This window comes from Brevibacillus sp. IT-7CA2, assembly GCF_949767855.1.
Classification (GTDB): domain Bacteria; phylum Bacillota; class Bacilli; order Brevibacillales; family Brevibacillaceae; genus Brevibacillus.
Window position 1 is genome coordinate 558,092 of sequence record NZ_CATKQT010000011.1, and the last position, 13,918, is coordinate 572,009.

The window sequence follows — 13,918 nt, forward strand, 5'->3', positions numbered from 1 at the left end:
TATCCGGTCAATAAATCCAGAAAATCACAGCTAGTGCGAGACCCAAATCCGCGAACAAATGACTAAGCCAGTTTGGATAAATCGAAGGAAACATTCCTTTCATCCATCCCCAAATCAGCCCTGCACCAAAAACCATCGACGTAATGAGCAAGCCGTTTCGAAAACCAAATAGGATCGTAGAGATAATCAGGTGATACAAAGAATAAAAAAAGCTGGAAAGAAAAATGGACATCAAGATGGATAAGGATGCGCGCAACCGCTGCAATACGAAGCCTCGCCAGAATAACTCTTCCAGCAGCGAGTTAATGAAAACGAGGTAGAAGGAAAAAACCAAAATCCAGCGGCGTTCAATCCCCCATGCTTCCATACCTGTTCGAACAGCTTCAGGTCTTCCCGGTTCCTGCAGGAGCAACCAAAGCCCAGCCAGCACTCCTGTCAGCATAAGAACGCCAAATGCCAGTCCGTATAAAGTACCCTGCCATTCAAAACTTCCCCACGCTAAGCGCCCGTGCATTCGCAAATCTCCTTCCCACCATCCGTGAATGACGGGGATACAGATGCAAACGAGCACATGAAAAGAAAAGAACGTGACAATGACGCTATGCTTTTCCACCAATCCATAAAAGATCGTGAGTGTCGCAGCAAATCCATACACGATCAACAGTAGCAACGTTCGTTTTCGCGCCATTTACGAATAGCTCCTTTTGGGCGTAATGGCCGCAGTATTGCGTTAGTTTGTCCGTTATGAATGCGAAGAATACCCACAAAGACAATAAATATACAAGCGTTTGCATGAATGCTATACTAGAGAAATCGTTTTTTATCAAATGAATGGATCTGTTCAAATTTTTACCTATCTAACGAATGTTTGGAGTGGCTCTCATGTTATGGCGTAATCGTACCTTTCTGCTTTTAATGAGCGGAGAGATCGTCGCGGGAGCGGGCATGTGGATTTCGATTATTGCCAATCTTTCGTTCATGCAGAAACTTGTTCCTTCTGATACAGTGAAGGGCTTGATTCTGATGTGTGGATTGGTGGTCAGCATTCTCCTCGCCCCTAAAGCGGGTGTGGTGATTGACATGTACGACAAGGGCAAGATCATGCTGTTTGCCAGCCTGGTCCGAACACTCAGCCCAGTCTTCATGTTCCCGGCTCTTGCAAACGATTCTCTTCTGTGGATGATCGTATCTTTGATCGTGATGCAATGCTCTGCTGCGTTTTATTTTCCGACCGTGCAGGCTTCCTTGCCAGCCATCCTTTCCCAAGACGAGTTACTCAAGGCGAACAGCGCATATTTGAATATTTCTACCCTCTCGCGCATTGGGGGAACAGCGATCGGCGGTATACTCGTTGCGTCTATGGACCTATCCATGCTGTATGTGTGCTCCATCATCGCGTACGCTGTACTCGCTGTCGTCACACTCTTTCTCCGCATTCCGCCAGTCACTTCTCGGAAGATTCAGGAAAAAGTGGAGTTTCGCGAAGTACTGACGATCTCGCGACAGGACCCAACCTTGTTTGTCGGATTGATTAATAACGGGTTGATCACCTTGTTCCTCGGCGGTGTGAACCTGATGATCTTGAACTTTAGCGAGCTGCAACAGGAACCTCAGCTCATGGGATGGATCTATGCAGCAGAAGGAATCAGCATTTTGATGGGGGGGCTCTTGGCAAAACGGTGGATAGGCCGCAGAAACCTTGTGGCAGCGTCCACCATCATGCTCTTTTTCTTCGCACTGTCCCAGTTCGGCATGTCATTCGCCGATAACAAATTCATGGTGCTTGCTTCCTTCTCCATGTTCGGCTTTGTCGTTGCTTTCTTCTTCCCGGTTATCGCAACGATTTTCCAGAAGCGCCTACCTCCACACCAGCAAGGGCGATTCTTTTCTTTCAAAAGCATGCTGGATCGTGGATTCTTCTTGTTGGCTCTCGCGATTACAGGGGTTGGACTGGACCTTCTCGGCATTAGCGGCTACCTCCTCTTCATCGGCTCGGTGACATTGCTCTTTGGCTTGTTGACTTTCTTCTACAGTAAAAAGCATAAGCTGGATGTACGCTCTCACGATGAAGCAGCTGCCTAGTATCGGAATGTAACATACCATGACAAACGCTTTCCCACAGACCATGCTTTGGTGTACACTAGTGGAAGTATGTTGAACACTTATGGAGGCGTCTTTCCATGCAGATACTTTCCTCTCCCATTTTGGGAATTTTGCTGCCTCTCGTCATGGCCATTGCCGTGATCTTTGTGAGAATGCGTCGGCAAAAAAAGCCGGCTTCTGCAAAAAGCATTATTTTGCCACCCTTCTTTATGGCGACAGGGTTTGCGATGTTCTTGTTCCCGGAGGCGCAATTACCGCCCAAGTTTGATATTGCAGCCTTTGTGGTTGGGCTTATCTTTTCGATTCCGTTGATTATGACGTCACGTTTCGAAATCATTGGGCAAGATGTGTATTTGAAACGGTCCCGTGCGTTTTTCTTCATTTTGTCCGGTCTGTTGGTCATCCGGCTGATTATTAAACTGCTGATCAATGATAGCTTTACACCGATTCAAACGGGTGGACTGTTCTTCTTGCTCGCATTCGGTATGCTCGTACCTTGGCGTATCGCGATGCTGGTGATGTACCGGAATTTAACCAAAAAGACGTTTGGCACCTAATAGAAAACCACCTCCAATACGAGGTGGTTTCTTTCATTATTCAGTCATCAAAAAAGAAATCTGCATTCGCTTCACATCTGTTTGATACTCCAGAGCCAGTCGGTAATTCGTAAGGCTTCTCTTTCCCGCAAATATTGATGGGGTACCCTTCCGTCGGAAGTTGATCCCTGGTAATGGTTTTGATTTCTTTCCCCAGGATCACATATTTTTGCTGATACTCGTCAGTATCCTTTATCCATTCTCCATCGAATCTGAGGGTATACCCTACAAAAGGCTGTTCCAGAGATAGGTTTTGGACCTGAACCTCATCCAAAACTTCAAAAAATCTCGAAGCCTCTACAAATTCCACATATTCTAACCCTTCAACACCAATTTTCTCAGCGCGAATTGTATATCGATTTGTGTCAACAGAAAAATTGATATCATAATAAACAGAGTTCTTTCCTGAAACGCTGACTACATAATAGTACAAGTCATCTATCTGACCATTTTTTTGATAATGCGCCTTAAAATATACCAGCCGTGCATGCTCGTCGATTTTGAGTTGATCTCGTATCGTCATCCAATCGTTCGTGAAATTGATTTGAAACATATTGTCGCTGGCAGCAACTACATCTCGTGGACGTTCAAACAGATCCCTCTCCACTGCTGGCAAAATCAAATGCAGGATGAGGAAACATACTAAACCGAGATAAGCGGAACATTTTTTTGTTTTAACATTCGTCTTTGGGCGGAAAATCAAAAGAAATAACAAAAAACCTAAAGGTAAGGGGATCTCGTCTACCATAAAAGCAAATGCCCCTAAACAAAAATATCCAAAAACTTTCCATCCTAGGTTTGACTCGGTTTCTTCACGTTTTTTGTAAATAAAGACTAACAGAACAATTAGGACTATGTTTAATAAGATACTCACTATGAGCATCCCTATCACCTCCACTTTCTCTTCTGCCTTGTATTTTATCTTCATTTTTGCGTTTTTTCATCCAAATTTCACCATTTTTACAAATTCTAATTTTCATTCCGTTTCAGATTGGGCATTCCAGCATCACAAGAATCCTCTGGGTAAGAAAACGGTTGGCATCCAGTGATCGAGGAACGTACAACATAAAAAAACCAAAAACCCTCTCTGATTACGAGATGGTTTTTGATTTGAATGCTTTCGCTTCTTCGTTTCCGGTAAGTTCTAGCAAAACCGGGTTCTCTTCGTTGCTTGCAATGACTGTAAACGTTAAGAATGGGCAAAAACCGTATGGCAACAAGCGACAGATATTTCTTTACTCGATACTATCTTCCCCTTTGGTAACGAGATATAATTGATCATTAAACTTAATGTTAACTTTAAGTCAACGAGTGAAGTTATGACTGGACTTAGCATTGGGCAACTCGCGTCAATAGCAGAGGTAAACGCATCCATTTTATTAAAATTGCACAACAAACCGGTTTTAGCATCCAGGATATCGCTATTTGGCTAGAAGGTTTTGATACCCGTGATCCACTTTCCGAGCGGTGGGAGCAGATGGCAAAGCAAAAACGCTCCCAACTTGAGGAGAAGAAAAAACAGCTTAACTCGATGATACAGATACTAGACAGAGGGCTAAGCTGTAAATGTCTTACATGCTCGGAATGCTTGGAGAAGATAGAAAATACGGGTTCGTGTTAGGAAGGGGAAGTGCAAGAAGTGATTTCAAGAGAACAATTTGAAAAGAATCAAGTATGGCTCTATGCTTTCGTACTAATTATTGCCGCTGGAACAGGCTTGTTGTGGCCAGAATCCAGTAAGAGCTTAGATAGCATGATTTCGTTCATACTTGCCATCTTAATGTATGGAATGTTTGCTCAAATACCGTTTTTTCGTTTAAAAGAGGCACTGACGAACCGAAAGTTCATCTATGCGCTACTTGTTACGAATTACATAGCTGTACCTATCCTTATTTGGGGGTTAACTCGGTTTCTTCCAACCGATCCAGCAATTCTATTAGGTGTACTTCTTGTTTTGCTTACCCCCTGCATTGACTATGTTATCGTCTTTACACATCTTGGGCGAGGGAACGAAAAGCTTGTTTTGGTTTCAACCCCTATACTCTTTGTCACCCAAATGCTTTTATTGCCTATTTATCTATGGCTTTTTATGGGCAAGACATCGGCAGAAATTGTGAGTGTCGGGCCGTTTCTCGAAGCATTTTTAGGTCTTATTGTTGTTCCACTGGTACTTGCTCTACTTACTCAATGGTGGTCAAGACGCCAACCATACGGAGAACGTTTTCTTGATGCTACAGCATGGCTTCCTGTGCCTTTTATGGCACTAACCCTCTTTATTGTTGTTGCATCCCAAATCGCTAAACTATATACCTCTTTTCATTTTATTAGCCAAGTGATTCCCGTCTATGTAGCATATATGGCCATTACACCGATTATTGCACGTATCGTTTCTCGTATATTCCGTTTAGATACCGGAGCTGGGCGGGCTCTTATCTTTAGTGCAGGAACCCGTAACTCTCTTGTCGTTCTTCCTTTTGCACTGGCGCTACCTGAACCTCTAAACGGGCTAGTGTCTGCTGTAATCGTAACGCAAACAATTGTAGAACTTATTGGGGAACTATTATATATTCGTCTTGTTCCAAATGTACTTTTACGAGAGACGAACGGATATGCTGAAAACAAAAATAAATAGGCTTGGTAGATGATTAAACTATCTACATTACGGGTGGTGTCAACTACGTTGGTACCACCCCTTGTATGTGTGTGTCAGATAGGGACACTTACGTAAATAGGTTCTAAACGACTATTCCAGCGCTGCTAGAAAGTAAGATCCTCCACCAATCTTATACTCGCTATTTTGGCTCGCTCCTGCCAGCCTCGCAAAAAACGGTCTTTGCCCGCGATTTTCCCATGCAGTCTGCGCCAATCCCTCTTCAGTCGGTTGGCAAAGCACTACATTTCCACCCGGAAGTTCAAATGCTTGGCAGATGGCCCCCAGTTCTTTATCATGGAATCTTTCGCTCTTCTTCCATCCGAACCAGCTTTGCCAACGTGCTGTTGCTTCTTCCAGATCCTTTACTGCATAGCCTACTGACTGGAGATGGGCTGCACCGTTCGGATGTACGCCAATGATGCCACGATTAGTCAAATCTTCTATTCTTTCTTCATCTGTTTGCGACCATTCAATGAGAAATGGCGGTAGAAGAGCACTATCTGCATCTTCGAGGAATAACATCCGCCACCGAAGCGTCGTGCCATCATCACGCGTACGACTTCCCGCAACAGGTCCAGTAACCTTCAAACCTTGGCTTCGCAGGCGCTCTGCCCACGCATCCATCTCGTTGGTACGAAGCGCAATCTGACCAAATCCTTCTCCCTTTGCTTCATCCTCGATACATTGACGTACGAGCGGATTATCTGATTGTCGAGCAAGCTCCTCGTGTTCAACCGCCAAAAATTCAACATAAGAAAGCCCGAAATAACTAAGGCTATTCCATGTCCCCCAAGACGCATGACGCCCTCCAGCTACTGCATGAAAACCCGCTTGGCAAAATTGTTCCGATGCTTCCTGAGGAGTTCGCTGTACAAAATGAACCAAATGATCAAAAGTTAATCGCACCTTTTTTCGCCTCTTTTCGTATTACTTATAGGATATCAAAATTCATTTATGTAAGGATAGAATGACAAGGGGGAAAAATGAACGAGACCAGATCAAGCCGGGTAAAAGTTCGGCGCAAGCACTCACGCAGAAAATGGGCACGTGTTGGAAAGAACACGCTCCTATTTAGCGTGTTGGCCATCTTCGTCGTCGGAACCTACTACCTATTCCAAACTGCTATGGATGGAGAACATGCCAACCCGAACACGCAGCCTGCTCCTGACAATACCGTGAACCAAAAGACTTCTGTGCAGCTCACCTTTGTCGGTGACGTCATGATGTCAGGGAATGTAGAGAAAACCTTACTCGCAAACAGCTATGACTACCCATACAAGCATGTAAGCTCACTCTTTTTGCAAGATGATATCACGATTGCCAATTTGGAGACGCCGATCACCGAGACAGGAGTTGCTGCACAGAACAAGGCGTATGTCTACAAGTCGTCGCCACTTGCTGTTCCTGCCATGAAAAACGCTGGGATTGATGTGGTGAATCTCGCCAATAATCACTCCATGGATCAAGGAGTTCCGGGATTGCTGGATACCTTTGACGCTTTAGACGAAAACCGGATTGAATACGTCGGCGCAGGTAAGGATGCCAGCCGTGCCTATTCACCTGTATTCATAGAAAAGAACGGCATCAAGATCGCGATTCTCGGCTTCAGCAGGGTCATTCCCGAAACGAGCTGGTATGCGGGGGATTCCCAGCCAGGTATGGCCGCTTCCTATGATCCTACGCTAGCAGTAAAAGCGATCCAAGATGCGAACAACCAAGCGGATCTCGTCGTGGTGATTGCACACTGGGGCAAGGAACGCGCTGATTATCCTGTCGATCATCAAAAAGAGTTGTCTCGTGCCTACATCGATGCTGGTGCAGATTTGATTGTCGGCGGTCATCCCCACGTACTTCAAGGTTTTGAACGATACAACGACAAATGGATTGCGTACAGTCTCGGCAATTTCATTTTCACACGATCAAACGAACCCAAGACTTGGGAAACGATGGTCCTGCAAGCAAACTGTACGAAAAGCGGTGATTGTGAGCTGACGATGCTTCCGTTTCACGCAGAATTGGGACAAGCTGTACCCATGAATGAAAGCAACGGCGCTGCCCTGCTAAAACGCATTGAATCCATTTCTGAGAGTGTCGACATACAAAGTGACGGGCGTATACAGCCGCGTGCAAAAGCGGTGGAGACTGCCCCCTGACAAAAGAAGCCGTGTTTCCAGGTAACTAGAAATACGGCTTTTCTTCATATGATTCCTCTTACTTACGCAGATTCGATAATGGGGAAGCAGCGCACTTCTAAGCCGAAATCATTTTTCAATAGGGACTCGTGCTCTTCACTGATTCCTGTCACGATCAAACCTGCGCGCAAGACGCCTCCCAAGTCGAATTGGACTTTTAGTTTATGCACGTTGACTCCTGCCTGCTGAAGGAAATGCAGGACACGATCTGGCGTAGCAGTATGACATGAGCCCTCAAGGTAACATAGGACGTGTTCTGCCGAGTTTACCGTGCCTCCAGCTTTGTCGGCCGTTTTTTCTTTCCAGGTAGGATGTGGTGTGAATGGCTGTGTCAATAAATAGGCCAAATCCTCCACGACTGCACTTGCTGTAGGGAGCTCTCCTGCCCCTCTTCCTGTAAACAACAAGTCTCCCACGATGTTGCCGGATAGCTGGACAGCATTAAACGCGTCGTGGATTTGTGCCAACGGATGGCTCAGCGGAAGCATGGTTGGTTCAACTGATAGGCGAATTCCTTTCTCAGCTTGATAGGCCTGCGCGATCAGCTTGATCCGGTACCCCAGCTCGCTAGCAATCCGAATGTGACCTGCTGACAAATCTGCAATTCCTCTGCGAACAACATCTGCTAAAGGCAGCGATTCTCCGTAAACAAGCTGTGCCAAGATATACAATTTGTACATAGCATCAAAGCCTTCTACATCCGAACGAGGGTCCGCTTCCGCATAGCCCAGCTCCTGCGCTTGCTTGAGCACCTCCTGGTAAGAGAGCTGCTCTGCCTCCATTTTCGTCAAAATGAAGTTCGTTGTTCCGTTAAGAATACCGCGAACGCCTTGAATATCGTTCGTGCGTAGGAACTGCCGGAGCACGCTCAAGATCGGGATGCCCCCTGCCACACTCGCTTCATAGGCAAGATGCACTTGATGCTGATTTGCCAAATCGACTAGCTCCGTTCCTTTTTTCGCCAGGAGTTCTTTGTTGGCAGTTACTACATGGCAGCCCTTTTCGATCAAAGCACGGACGTAGTCATAGGTAGGTTCTACACCGCCCATGACCTCCACCACGATATCCACATCGCTGCTCAATACATCCTCAAAGTCTGTTGTCAGTAATGCCGGGTCGATATGAACCGCCCGCTCTTTTTCCGAGTCACGCACCAATGCCTTGACGATCTCAATTCGTTTACCCAGACGAGAAGCCAGCTTCTCCTGCTGCGAACGGATCGTTTTGATTACGCCTCCACCCACTGTTCCCAATCCCAATAATCCCACGCGTACCACTTCTACACTCATCCTGACCACCCCATACCCCGAATTTTAGATAAAAAGAAAAGCCATCTTCGATAAGAAGAAGGCTTGTTAGCAGCTACTGCTCCCCTCCTTATCTCCCAGGACGTATATGTCCTGCAGGAATTGGCACCTTGTCACAAAACATGCGTGACGGTTGCCGGGCTTCATCGGGCCAGTCCCTCCACCTCTCTGGATAAAGAAAATATGAAATTGAAAAAAACCTTCTTCGCTAAGAAGAAGGTTCACCTACTAATCGAGTAACCCGCTTCTTATCTTTCGAGACGAAACGTCTCGCAGGAATTGGCACCTTGTCGCAATATGCAACGGTTGCCGGGCTTCATCGGGCCAGACCCTCCACCTCTCTGGATAAGAACTATTTATGCTGTTGAGCTTTATTCTAAGAAATTCCAAGGCAAGCGTCAACAAAATTCTTTCTTTTCTGATTGCAAGCTGATTTGGTCAGGCTTTCAGGTGTAGGTGAACAGGCTTTCTACCTCTTCCATACTGCAGCAAGTGCAATGAAACACGCACTCCTGGCATTCCTCGGGCAGCTCTTTTTCCTCGACATATCCGCACCATTGGCAAATAAAAAGTTGCATCATCGCACACCCTCCTCTTCTTTTATCCTACCCAAAATAAAAAGAGCATTTTCTACTCGACCGTGACGATCGTTAGAAAATGCCAGAAAAGGAGGGACGTACTTGTCTACTCGCTGTTTTTCGCAAGCCATCTCTAACACCTCCCTATCTCCCGTAGGTCTATCAGTGTTGTCGAAACAGGCAGGTCTCCTGACTTTGGGTTCATCATCTAGCGTCGCCTTCCCCGTCTATATTGATAGACCAGTGGCTTATTGGACGCTGACTCCCTCTTACAGTGGCGGGACCGTGTTTTGCGAACATTGTTCGTGGGCCAGGAGCCATTCCTTTCGCCACAAGCCACCCGAATAGCCTGTTAAACTCCCGTTTGCTCCTATAATTCTGTGACATGGCACGATGATGTTCAGTCGATTTTTTCCGTTGGCATTCCCAACTGCCCTCACTGCATTTTCCTTCCCAATTAACGCGGTTAGCTCCGTGTATGTAATCTTGTGCGCATAGGGAATGGTGGTCAATGTGTGCCAGACTGTTTTCTGAAAGTCTGTCCCTTTCATCCACAGGGGAACAGAAAAGGACTGTCTCTTGCCGGAAAAATATTCGTCCAGCTGTTGCCGACAAACGAGGAGAGGCTCTGACCTACCCCAAATACCGATCTTTCAAAATCGTAGTGTGGTGAGCTTCATGTCCAGCAATCACATAGGCCAACGTCCTTGCAGATAGCTTGTTTCCGTTGACAAGTCCTGTACGCAACCACGCTTCTGGAGAGATTCCTCGCACCTGCGCGATGGTGGAAGCCCGCACAGCCTTATACTCTTCCAATAAATCAGAGAGGTCTCTTAGGTGAAAACACCCGTGTTCTACAAAAGCATTTTCATCAAAGCCGACGAGGGGTGTCTGATCTCCTCTCGCGATTCTCAGCAAGCGATAGCTCATGATGCGTTCTGTATCGACGAGATGACCCAAAACCTCTTTTACCGTCCATTTGCCTGGTGCATACCGATAATCCATTTGCTCGGGCGCAAGTGACGAAAATAACGCGACTTGCTTCTCGCCTTGTTGTGTGAGGATCGTTTGCAGCTCCCCCTCAGGTACAAGCCCAATATAATAGTCAAAATAAGCAGCGTATTCATCGCGCTCTGGTCGTCTGAGCATGTATTTCCCACTCCTCGTCATTCATTTTGGATAGACAAATTATACCACCATGCATCCCCATCCCAATACGAACGCACCCGCCTGATCTTCACAGGCGGGTGACCGTCACCATTATACGCTATGTAAGCCTTCAAACAATAGGACCCTTGCCGGGGCTGCATCCGTTCCGATCAGCTTGAGTGGTGCTGCTACCAGAAAATACTCGCCTGGCGGGACCTCACCTAGCCGTAAGCCTTCCACGACAATGACTCCCGCTGCAAACAGCTTTTTATGTGTGGGGTGTCCTTCCTGGGCGCGTTCGATTCCAAGTGCATCAGTACCAATGCCCCGCACACCCAGCTCACTTAAATATTCTGCTCCTTCTTCAGACAGAAAGATGAATTCAAAAGAGAACGCCTCTTCAAAAGAGTTTTTCGTTTTAAACAGGACAAAATCTCCTCGCACAAGATCGAAGCGTTCCAAGTCGGAGCGAGTGATCCTGTCTTCTACCGCTGTGAGATCGAGAACCTTGCAATTGCCCACTAGCTTTTCCAAGGAAATACTCTCAAATGTATCGCCAGCATTCACCATGTGCAGGGGAGCATCTACATGGGTACCAGAATGAAGGTCCATGTCGATTCTCGATTCTGTTACATAGCCATTCGTAGTGGTACGTATTTTCGGCTGCTTTTCCGGCTTGTTTTTATACACCGTCATTCCTTCGTACACGGTGGCAGTTACATCATACATTTTCATCCCAAACGCCCTCCCCTTTGCCTACTGTTTTTTACGATCCGCTGGAAAAACAATCCCCATCTGTCTTCTCGCTTCATCCATGACCTGCATGGCCATTTTGGAGACTTCATGCGAATTCGTTGCAGATTGTCTGACCCCGCTCTTCGCCAAGTGTAGGAATTCTCTTATTTCATAATGCATGGTCTTCGGGGTTTGAGGCCTTGTCACTTGCTCGATTCGTCCGTCCCTGTAACGAATGTCCACTTCTTTGAGATGGTTGATTCGATCAATCACCATTGTAGCGTTCTCCCCTTGAATTTCTGCTGGTTGATAGGAGGTCGTAATTTTCGAGAAACTAATGATTGCGTCCATCTCTCGATACTTCAAAAGCATACTGCCCTCTCCGTCCACTCCAGAATCAAGCACAATTCCTTCTGCTTTAATGTCGTCTGGTCTGCCAAAAAGGATGAGTAACGGATAAAGACAATAAATACCGATGTCCATCAAGGCTCCGTTTGAAAAAGCAGGATCAAAAGCACGTAAAACCTTCCCTTCGCGATATGCGTCATAGCGCGAAGAATATTGGCAATTACTAGCAATAAAGCGTCGTACTTTTCCCAGCTTGTGCAGGTTGTCTTGTATTGCAAAAAAATTGGGTAATAGTGTAGATTTGACAGCCTCCATGAGTAGCACGTCATTTCTTTTCGCTGCCTCGATCAATTCTTCTACCTCAATCGCATTGGAAGCCAGTGGCTTTTCACATAATACGTGTAGCCCCGCGTCCATGCACTGGATCGCTTGTTCCGCGTGGCAGGAGTTGGGGCTCGCAATATAGACCGCGTCAATATTTTTGCTTGTAGCCATTTCTTCTAGGCTGTTATAGGCAAATGGAGCATGGTACTTGTCAGCGAATTCCTTGGCGCGTTCGCTGGTACGTGAATAAACAGCCTGAAGAGAAAATCCTTCTACTTCTTGACCAGCCTGGATAAATTCCTCGGTGATCCAGTTCGTTCCGATTACGCCAAATCGCATCTCATCCGCTCCCTTTTCTTTTTGTCTATCTCGTTGCAGTGACCGGCACTCGATCTTCGACCTTATCCAGCCACCACACGAATCCGTCCGCAGCAAGTAATTGCTCTGCGGCCTTCGGTCCGAATGAACCAGCTTCGTACGTAAAGAGCGGCACCAAATTTTCAGCGAAGGCTTCCAATATCGGTGTCACCCACTCCCACGACAGCCGGACCTCATCCCAATGCGCAAAGTAGGTGGAATCCCCGCGGAGTGCATCGAACAAGAGCAGCTCGTACGCTTCTGGCACGTCTTTTGTCCCTGCACTGAAATCTACCGTCACCGGCTCAATCTTACCGCTATTTGTCGGATTCTTACTATTTACCTGCAAGGCAATACCTTCGTTCGGATTCACGCTGATGATCAACAAATTAGGCGATGTCGTTTCATTTTGCTCCTGATAAAGCTTTTCGTGTGGATTTTTGAACTCAATAACGATCCTGGTTGATTTCTCTTGCAGTCTTTTTCCCGTGCGAATATAAAATGGTACCCCTTGCCAAAACGGGGCATCAATCCAGACACGCGTAGCAATATACGTTTCTGTTATCGAAACGGGATCGACACCAGGCTCGTCCCTGTAGCCAGCCACAGGCGTTCCTTGAATATGTCCCTCGCTATACTGACCGCGAATAACGTGGGTCCCGACTTCTTCTTTCTTCATCGGACGCACGGCTGCCATCACCTTGCGCTTTTCTTTGCGGATATGGGCGGACGTGATTCGCTTCGGAAGCTGCATGGCGATGATCATGAGCATTTGCAGCATGTGATTTTGGAGCATGTCGCGCAGTGCCCCGGCAGGCTCGTAATATCCAGCCCGATCCTCAACCCCGACCGTTTCATTCGCCGTAATTTGCACGTTGGCGATGTACTGATTGTTCCAGAGAGCTTGGAAGACCGGGTTCGCAAATTCGAGAGCCTCGAGATTTTGGACCATTGGTTTTCCCAAGTAATGGTCAATGCGATATATTTCTTCTTCCGAAAATGCTTTCCCCAGCTTTTCATTCAATTCTTCAGCGGATTGCAAATCATGTCCAAATGGCTTTTCAATGATCAGACGCTTCCAGCCTGTCGTTGAACCTAGTCCGCTGGCTTTGACATTGGTTGCAATTCCCTCGAAAAATTGCGGGGCTACTGACAAGTAAAACATCCGGTTTTGCGGAATTTGCAGCTCTTGCTCTCTTTGCAGGACCAGATCATGTAACGTTACATAAGCACGTGGTTCCATGACATCTACTTCCGCATAGCGACAAGCAGACAAGAAAGCGTCTAGCTCGTGGGAATCAATCTGGGCGCGACGGGAAAATTCATGGACAGACTGGCGAACAGATTCCTGAAAATCGTCATCAGACCAGGCCCTTCTCCCCACACCGATAATCGAAAAGGCAGCAGGCAACTTTTGATCTACATATAAGTTAAAGAGCGCAGGGAAAATTTTGCGTTTGGCTAAATCACCTGTCGCGCCAAAAAGGACAAAGGTCATCGCTTCCATCTACTTTTTCATTCCCTTCATACATACGCCGTGATGATGGTTTTTGTAGTTACACTGTTATTATTCGAG

General features: G+C 46.5%; 15 protein-coding genes, 1 pseudogene and 3 riboswitches. Of the genes and pseudogenes, 5 read left to right on the forward strand and 11 right to left on the reverse strand.

What is annotated here, in order from left to right; translation table 11 throughout:
- Positions 1 to 7 precede the first annotated feature (7 nt).
- Positions 8 to 688 carry a CPBP family intramembrane glutamic endopeptidase gene (locus ACM6JA_RS09200; RefSeq protein WP_414852042.1) on the reverse strand — a complete coding sequence of 227 codons (681 nt, stop codon included), beginning with the start codon at positions 686 to 688 and terminating at the stop codon, positions 8 to 10.
- Between the two features lie 194 nt (positions 689 to 882).
- Here ACM6JA_RS09200 and ACM6JA_RS09205 point away from each other — a divergent pair, with 194 nt between their 5' ends.
- Together ACM6JA_RS09205 and ACM6JA_RS09210 are read left to right on the forward strand one after the other, a co-directional pair.
- Positions 883 to 2,082, forward strand: coding sequence for an MFS transporter (locus tag ACM6JA_RS09205; protein WP_414852043.1), 1,200 nt, complete (start codon positions 883 to 885; stop codon positions 2,080 to 2,082).
- A 98-nt stretch (positions 2,083 to 2,180) separates the two neighbouring features.
- Positions 2,181 to 2,660 (forward strand): CcdC family protein, encoded by a 480-nt coding sequence (locus ACM6JA_RS09210; RefSeq protein WP_173617282.1) that lies wholly within the window; start codon positions 2,181 to 2,183, stop codon positions 2,658 to 2,660.
- Between the two features lie 40 nt (positions 2,661 to 2,700).
- On the opposite strand, the gene ACM6JA_RS09215 is transcribed toward ACM6JA_RS09210, so the two are convergent.
- Together ACM6JA_RS09215 and ACM6JA_RS09220 are read right to left on the reverse strand one after the other, a co-directional pair.
- Positions 2,701 to 3,627 carry a hypothetical protein gene (locus ACM6JA_RS09215; RefSeq protein WP_414852044.1) on the reverse strand — a complete coding sequence of 309 codons (927 nt, stop codon included), beginning with the start codon at positions 3,625 to 3,627 and terminating at the stop codon, positions 2,701 to 2,703.
- Positions 3,628 to 3,790: 163 nt separating this feature from the next.
- A complete protein-coding gene (locus ACM6JA_RS09220) occupies positions 3,791 to 3,919 on the reverse strand; it encodes a hypothetical protein (RefSeq protein ID WP_414852045.1) in 129 nt (42 codons plus the stop codon).
- Between the two features lie 158 nt (positions 3,920 to 4,077).
- On the opposite strand from ACM6JA_RS09220, the gene ACM6JA_RS09225 reads away from it, so the two are divergent.
- A complete protein-coding gene (locus ACM6JA_RS09225; protein WP_414852240.1) occupies positions 4,078 to 4,320 on the forward strand; it encodes a MerR family DNA-binding protein in 243 nt (80 codons plus the stop codon).
- 18 nt (positions 4,321 to 4,338) lie between these two features.
- Positions 4,339 to 5,331, forward strand: coding sequence for an arsenic resistance protein (locus ACM6JA_RS09230; RefSeq protein WP_414852241.1), 993 nt, complete (start codon positions 4,339 to 4,341; stop codon positions 5,329 to 5,331).
- 111 nt (positions 5,332 to 5,442) lie between these two features.
- Here the strand turns inward: ACM6JA_RS09230 and ACM6JA_RS09235 are convergent, their stop codons facing one another.
- Complete coding sequence (locus tag ACM6JA_RS09235) at positions 5,443 to 6,258, reverse strand: VOC family protein (protein ID WP_414852046.1); 816 nt, start codon at positions 6,256 to 6,258, stop codon at positions 5,443 to 5,445.
- Positions 6,259 to 6,335: 77 nt separating this feature from the next.
- On the opposite strand from ACM6JA_RS09235, the gene ACM6JA_RS09240 reads away from it, so the two are divergent.
- A complete protein-coding gene (locus ACM6JA_RS09240; RefSeq protein WP_414852047.1) occupies positions 6,336 to 7,505 on the forward strand; it encodes a CapA family protein in 1,170 nt (389 codons plus the stop codon).
- A 62-nt stretch (positions 7,506 to 7,567) separates the two neighbouring features.
- On the opposite strand, the gene ACM6JA_RS09245 is transcribed toward ACM6JA_RS09240, so the two are convergent.
- The 7 genes and pseudogenes from ACM6JA_RS09245 to zwf all read right to left on the reverse strand — a co-directional run bounded on the left by ACM6JA_RS09245 (position 7,568) and on the right by zwf (position 13,849).
- Entirely contained in the window at positions 7,568 to 8,833 is a 1,266-nt protein-coding gene (locus ACM6JA_RS09245; protein ID WP_414852048.1) for a homoserine dehydrogenase, read from the reverse strand.
- A gap of 85 nt (positions 8,834 to 8,918) precedes the next feature.
- A riboswitch (SAM riboswitch) is annotated at positions 8,919 to 9,030 on the reverse strand.
- A gap of 66 nt (positions 9,031 to 9,096) precedes the next feature.
- Positions 9,097 to 9,203, reverse strand: a riboswitch (SAM riboswitch).
- A gap of 94 nt (positions 9,204 to 9,297) precedes the next feature.
- Positions 9,298 to 9,432, reverse strand: coding sequence for a hypothetical protein (locus tag ACM6JA_RS09250; protein WP_414852049.1), 135 nt, complete (start codon positions 9,430 to 9,432; stop codon positions 9,298 to 9,300).
- Between the two features lie 158 nt (positions 9,433 to 9,590).
- A riboswitch (cobalamin riboswitch) is annotated at positions 9,591 to 9,797 on the reverse strand.
- A 189-nt stretch (positions 9,798 to 9,986) separates the two neighbouring features.
- Positions 9,987 to 10,079 (reverse strand): annotated as a pseudogene (locus ACM6JA_RS09255) (hypothetical protein); the annotation flags it as partial.
- Positions 10,063 to 10,578: a DinB family protein gene (locus ACM6JA_RS09260; RefSeq protein ID WP_414852050.1), complete on the reverse strand. Its 516-nt coding sequence runs from the start codon at positions 10,576 to 10,578 to the stop codon at positions 10,063 to 10,065. The pseudogene ACM6JA_RS09255 and the gene ACM6JA_RS09260, both read right to left, overlap by 17 nt.
- A gap of 111 nt (positions 10,579 to 10,689) precedes the next feature.
- Complete coding sequence (locus ACM6JA_RS09265; protein WP_414852051.1) at positions 10,690 to 11,313, reverse strand: cyclase family protein; 624 nt, start codon at positions 11,311 to 11,313, stop codon at positions 10,690 to 10,692.
- Between the two features lie 21 nt (positions 11,314 to 11,334).
- A complete protein-coding gene (locus ACM6JA_RS09270; protein ID WP_414852052.1) occupies positions 11,335 to 12,324 on the reverse strand; it encodes a Gfo/Idh/MocA family protein in 990 nt (329 codons plus the stop codon).
- 25 nt (positions 12,325 to 12,349) lie between these two features.
- A complete protein-coding gene (gene zwf, locus ACM6JA_RS09275; RefSeq protein WP_414852053.1) occupies positions 12,350 to 13,849 on the reverse strand; it encodes a glucose-6-phosphate dehydrogenase in 1,500 nt (499 codons plus the stop codon).
- Between the last annotated feature and the right edge of the window lie 69 nt (positions 13,850 to 13,918).

What these genes read in the sequence shown, in the direction of transcription:
- ACM6JA_RS09200 (WP_414852042.1), bottom strand. Translation starts at nt 688, where the DNA reads ATGGCGCGAAAACGAACGTTGCTACTGTTGATCGTGTATGGATTTGCT.
- ACM6JA_RS09205 (WP_414852043.1), top strand. Translation starts at nt 883, where the DNA reads ATGTTATGGCGTAATCGTACCTTTCTGCTTTTAATGAGCGGAGAGATC.
- ACM6JA_RS09210 (WP_173617282.1), top strand. Translation starts at nt 2,181, where the DNA reads ATGCAGATACTTTCCTCTCCCATTTTGGGAATTTTGCTGCCTCTCGTC.
- ACM6JA_RS09215 (WP_414852044.1), bottom strand. Translation starts at nt 3,627, where the DNA reads ATGAAGATAAAATACAAGGCAGAAGAGAAAGTGGAGGTGATAGGGATG.
- ACM6JA_RS09240 (WP_414852047.1), top strand. Translation starts at nt 6,336, where the DNA reads ATGAACGAGACCAGATCAAGCCGGGTAAAAGTTCGGCGCAAGCACTCA.
- ACM6JA_RS09245 (WP_414852048.1), bottom strand. Translation starts at nt 8,833, where the DNA reads ATGAGTGTAGAAGTGGTACGCGTGGGATTATTGGGATTGGGAACAGTG.
- ACM6JA_RS09250 (WP_414852049.1), bottom strand. Translation starts at nt 9,432, where the DNA reads ATGATGCAACTTTTTATTTGCCAATGGTGCGGATATGTCGAGGAAAAA.
- ACM6JA_RS09260 (WP_414852050.1), bottom strand. Translation starts at nt 10,578, where the DNA reads ATGCTCAGACGACCAGAGCGCGATGAATACGCTGCTTATTTTGACTAT.
- ACM6JA_RS09265 (WP_414852051.1), bottom strand. Translation starts at nt 11,313, where the DNA reads ATGAAAATGTATGATGTAACTGCCACCGTGTACGAAGGAATGACGGTG.
- ACM6JA_RS09270 (WP_414852052.1), bottom strand. Translation starts at nt 12,324, where the DNA reads ATGCGATTTGGCGTAATCGGAACGAACTGGATCACCGAGGAATTTATC.
- zwf (WP_414852053.1), bottom strand. Translation starts at nt 13,849, where the DNA reads ATGGAAGCGATGACCTTTGTCCTTTTTGGCGCGACAGGTGATTTAGCC.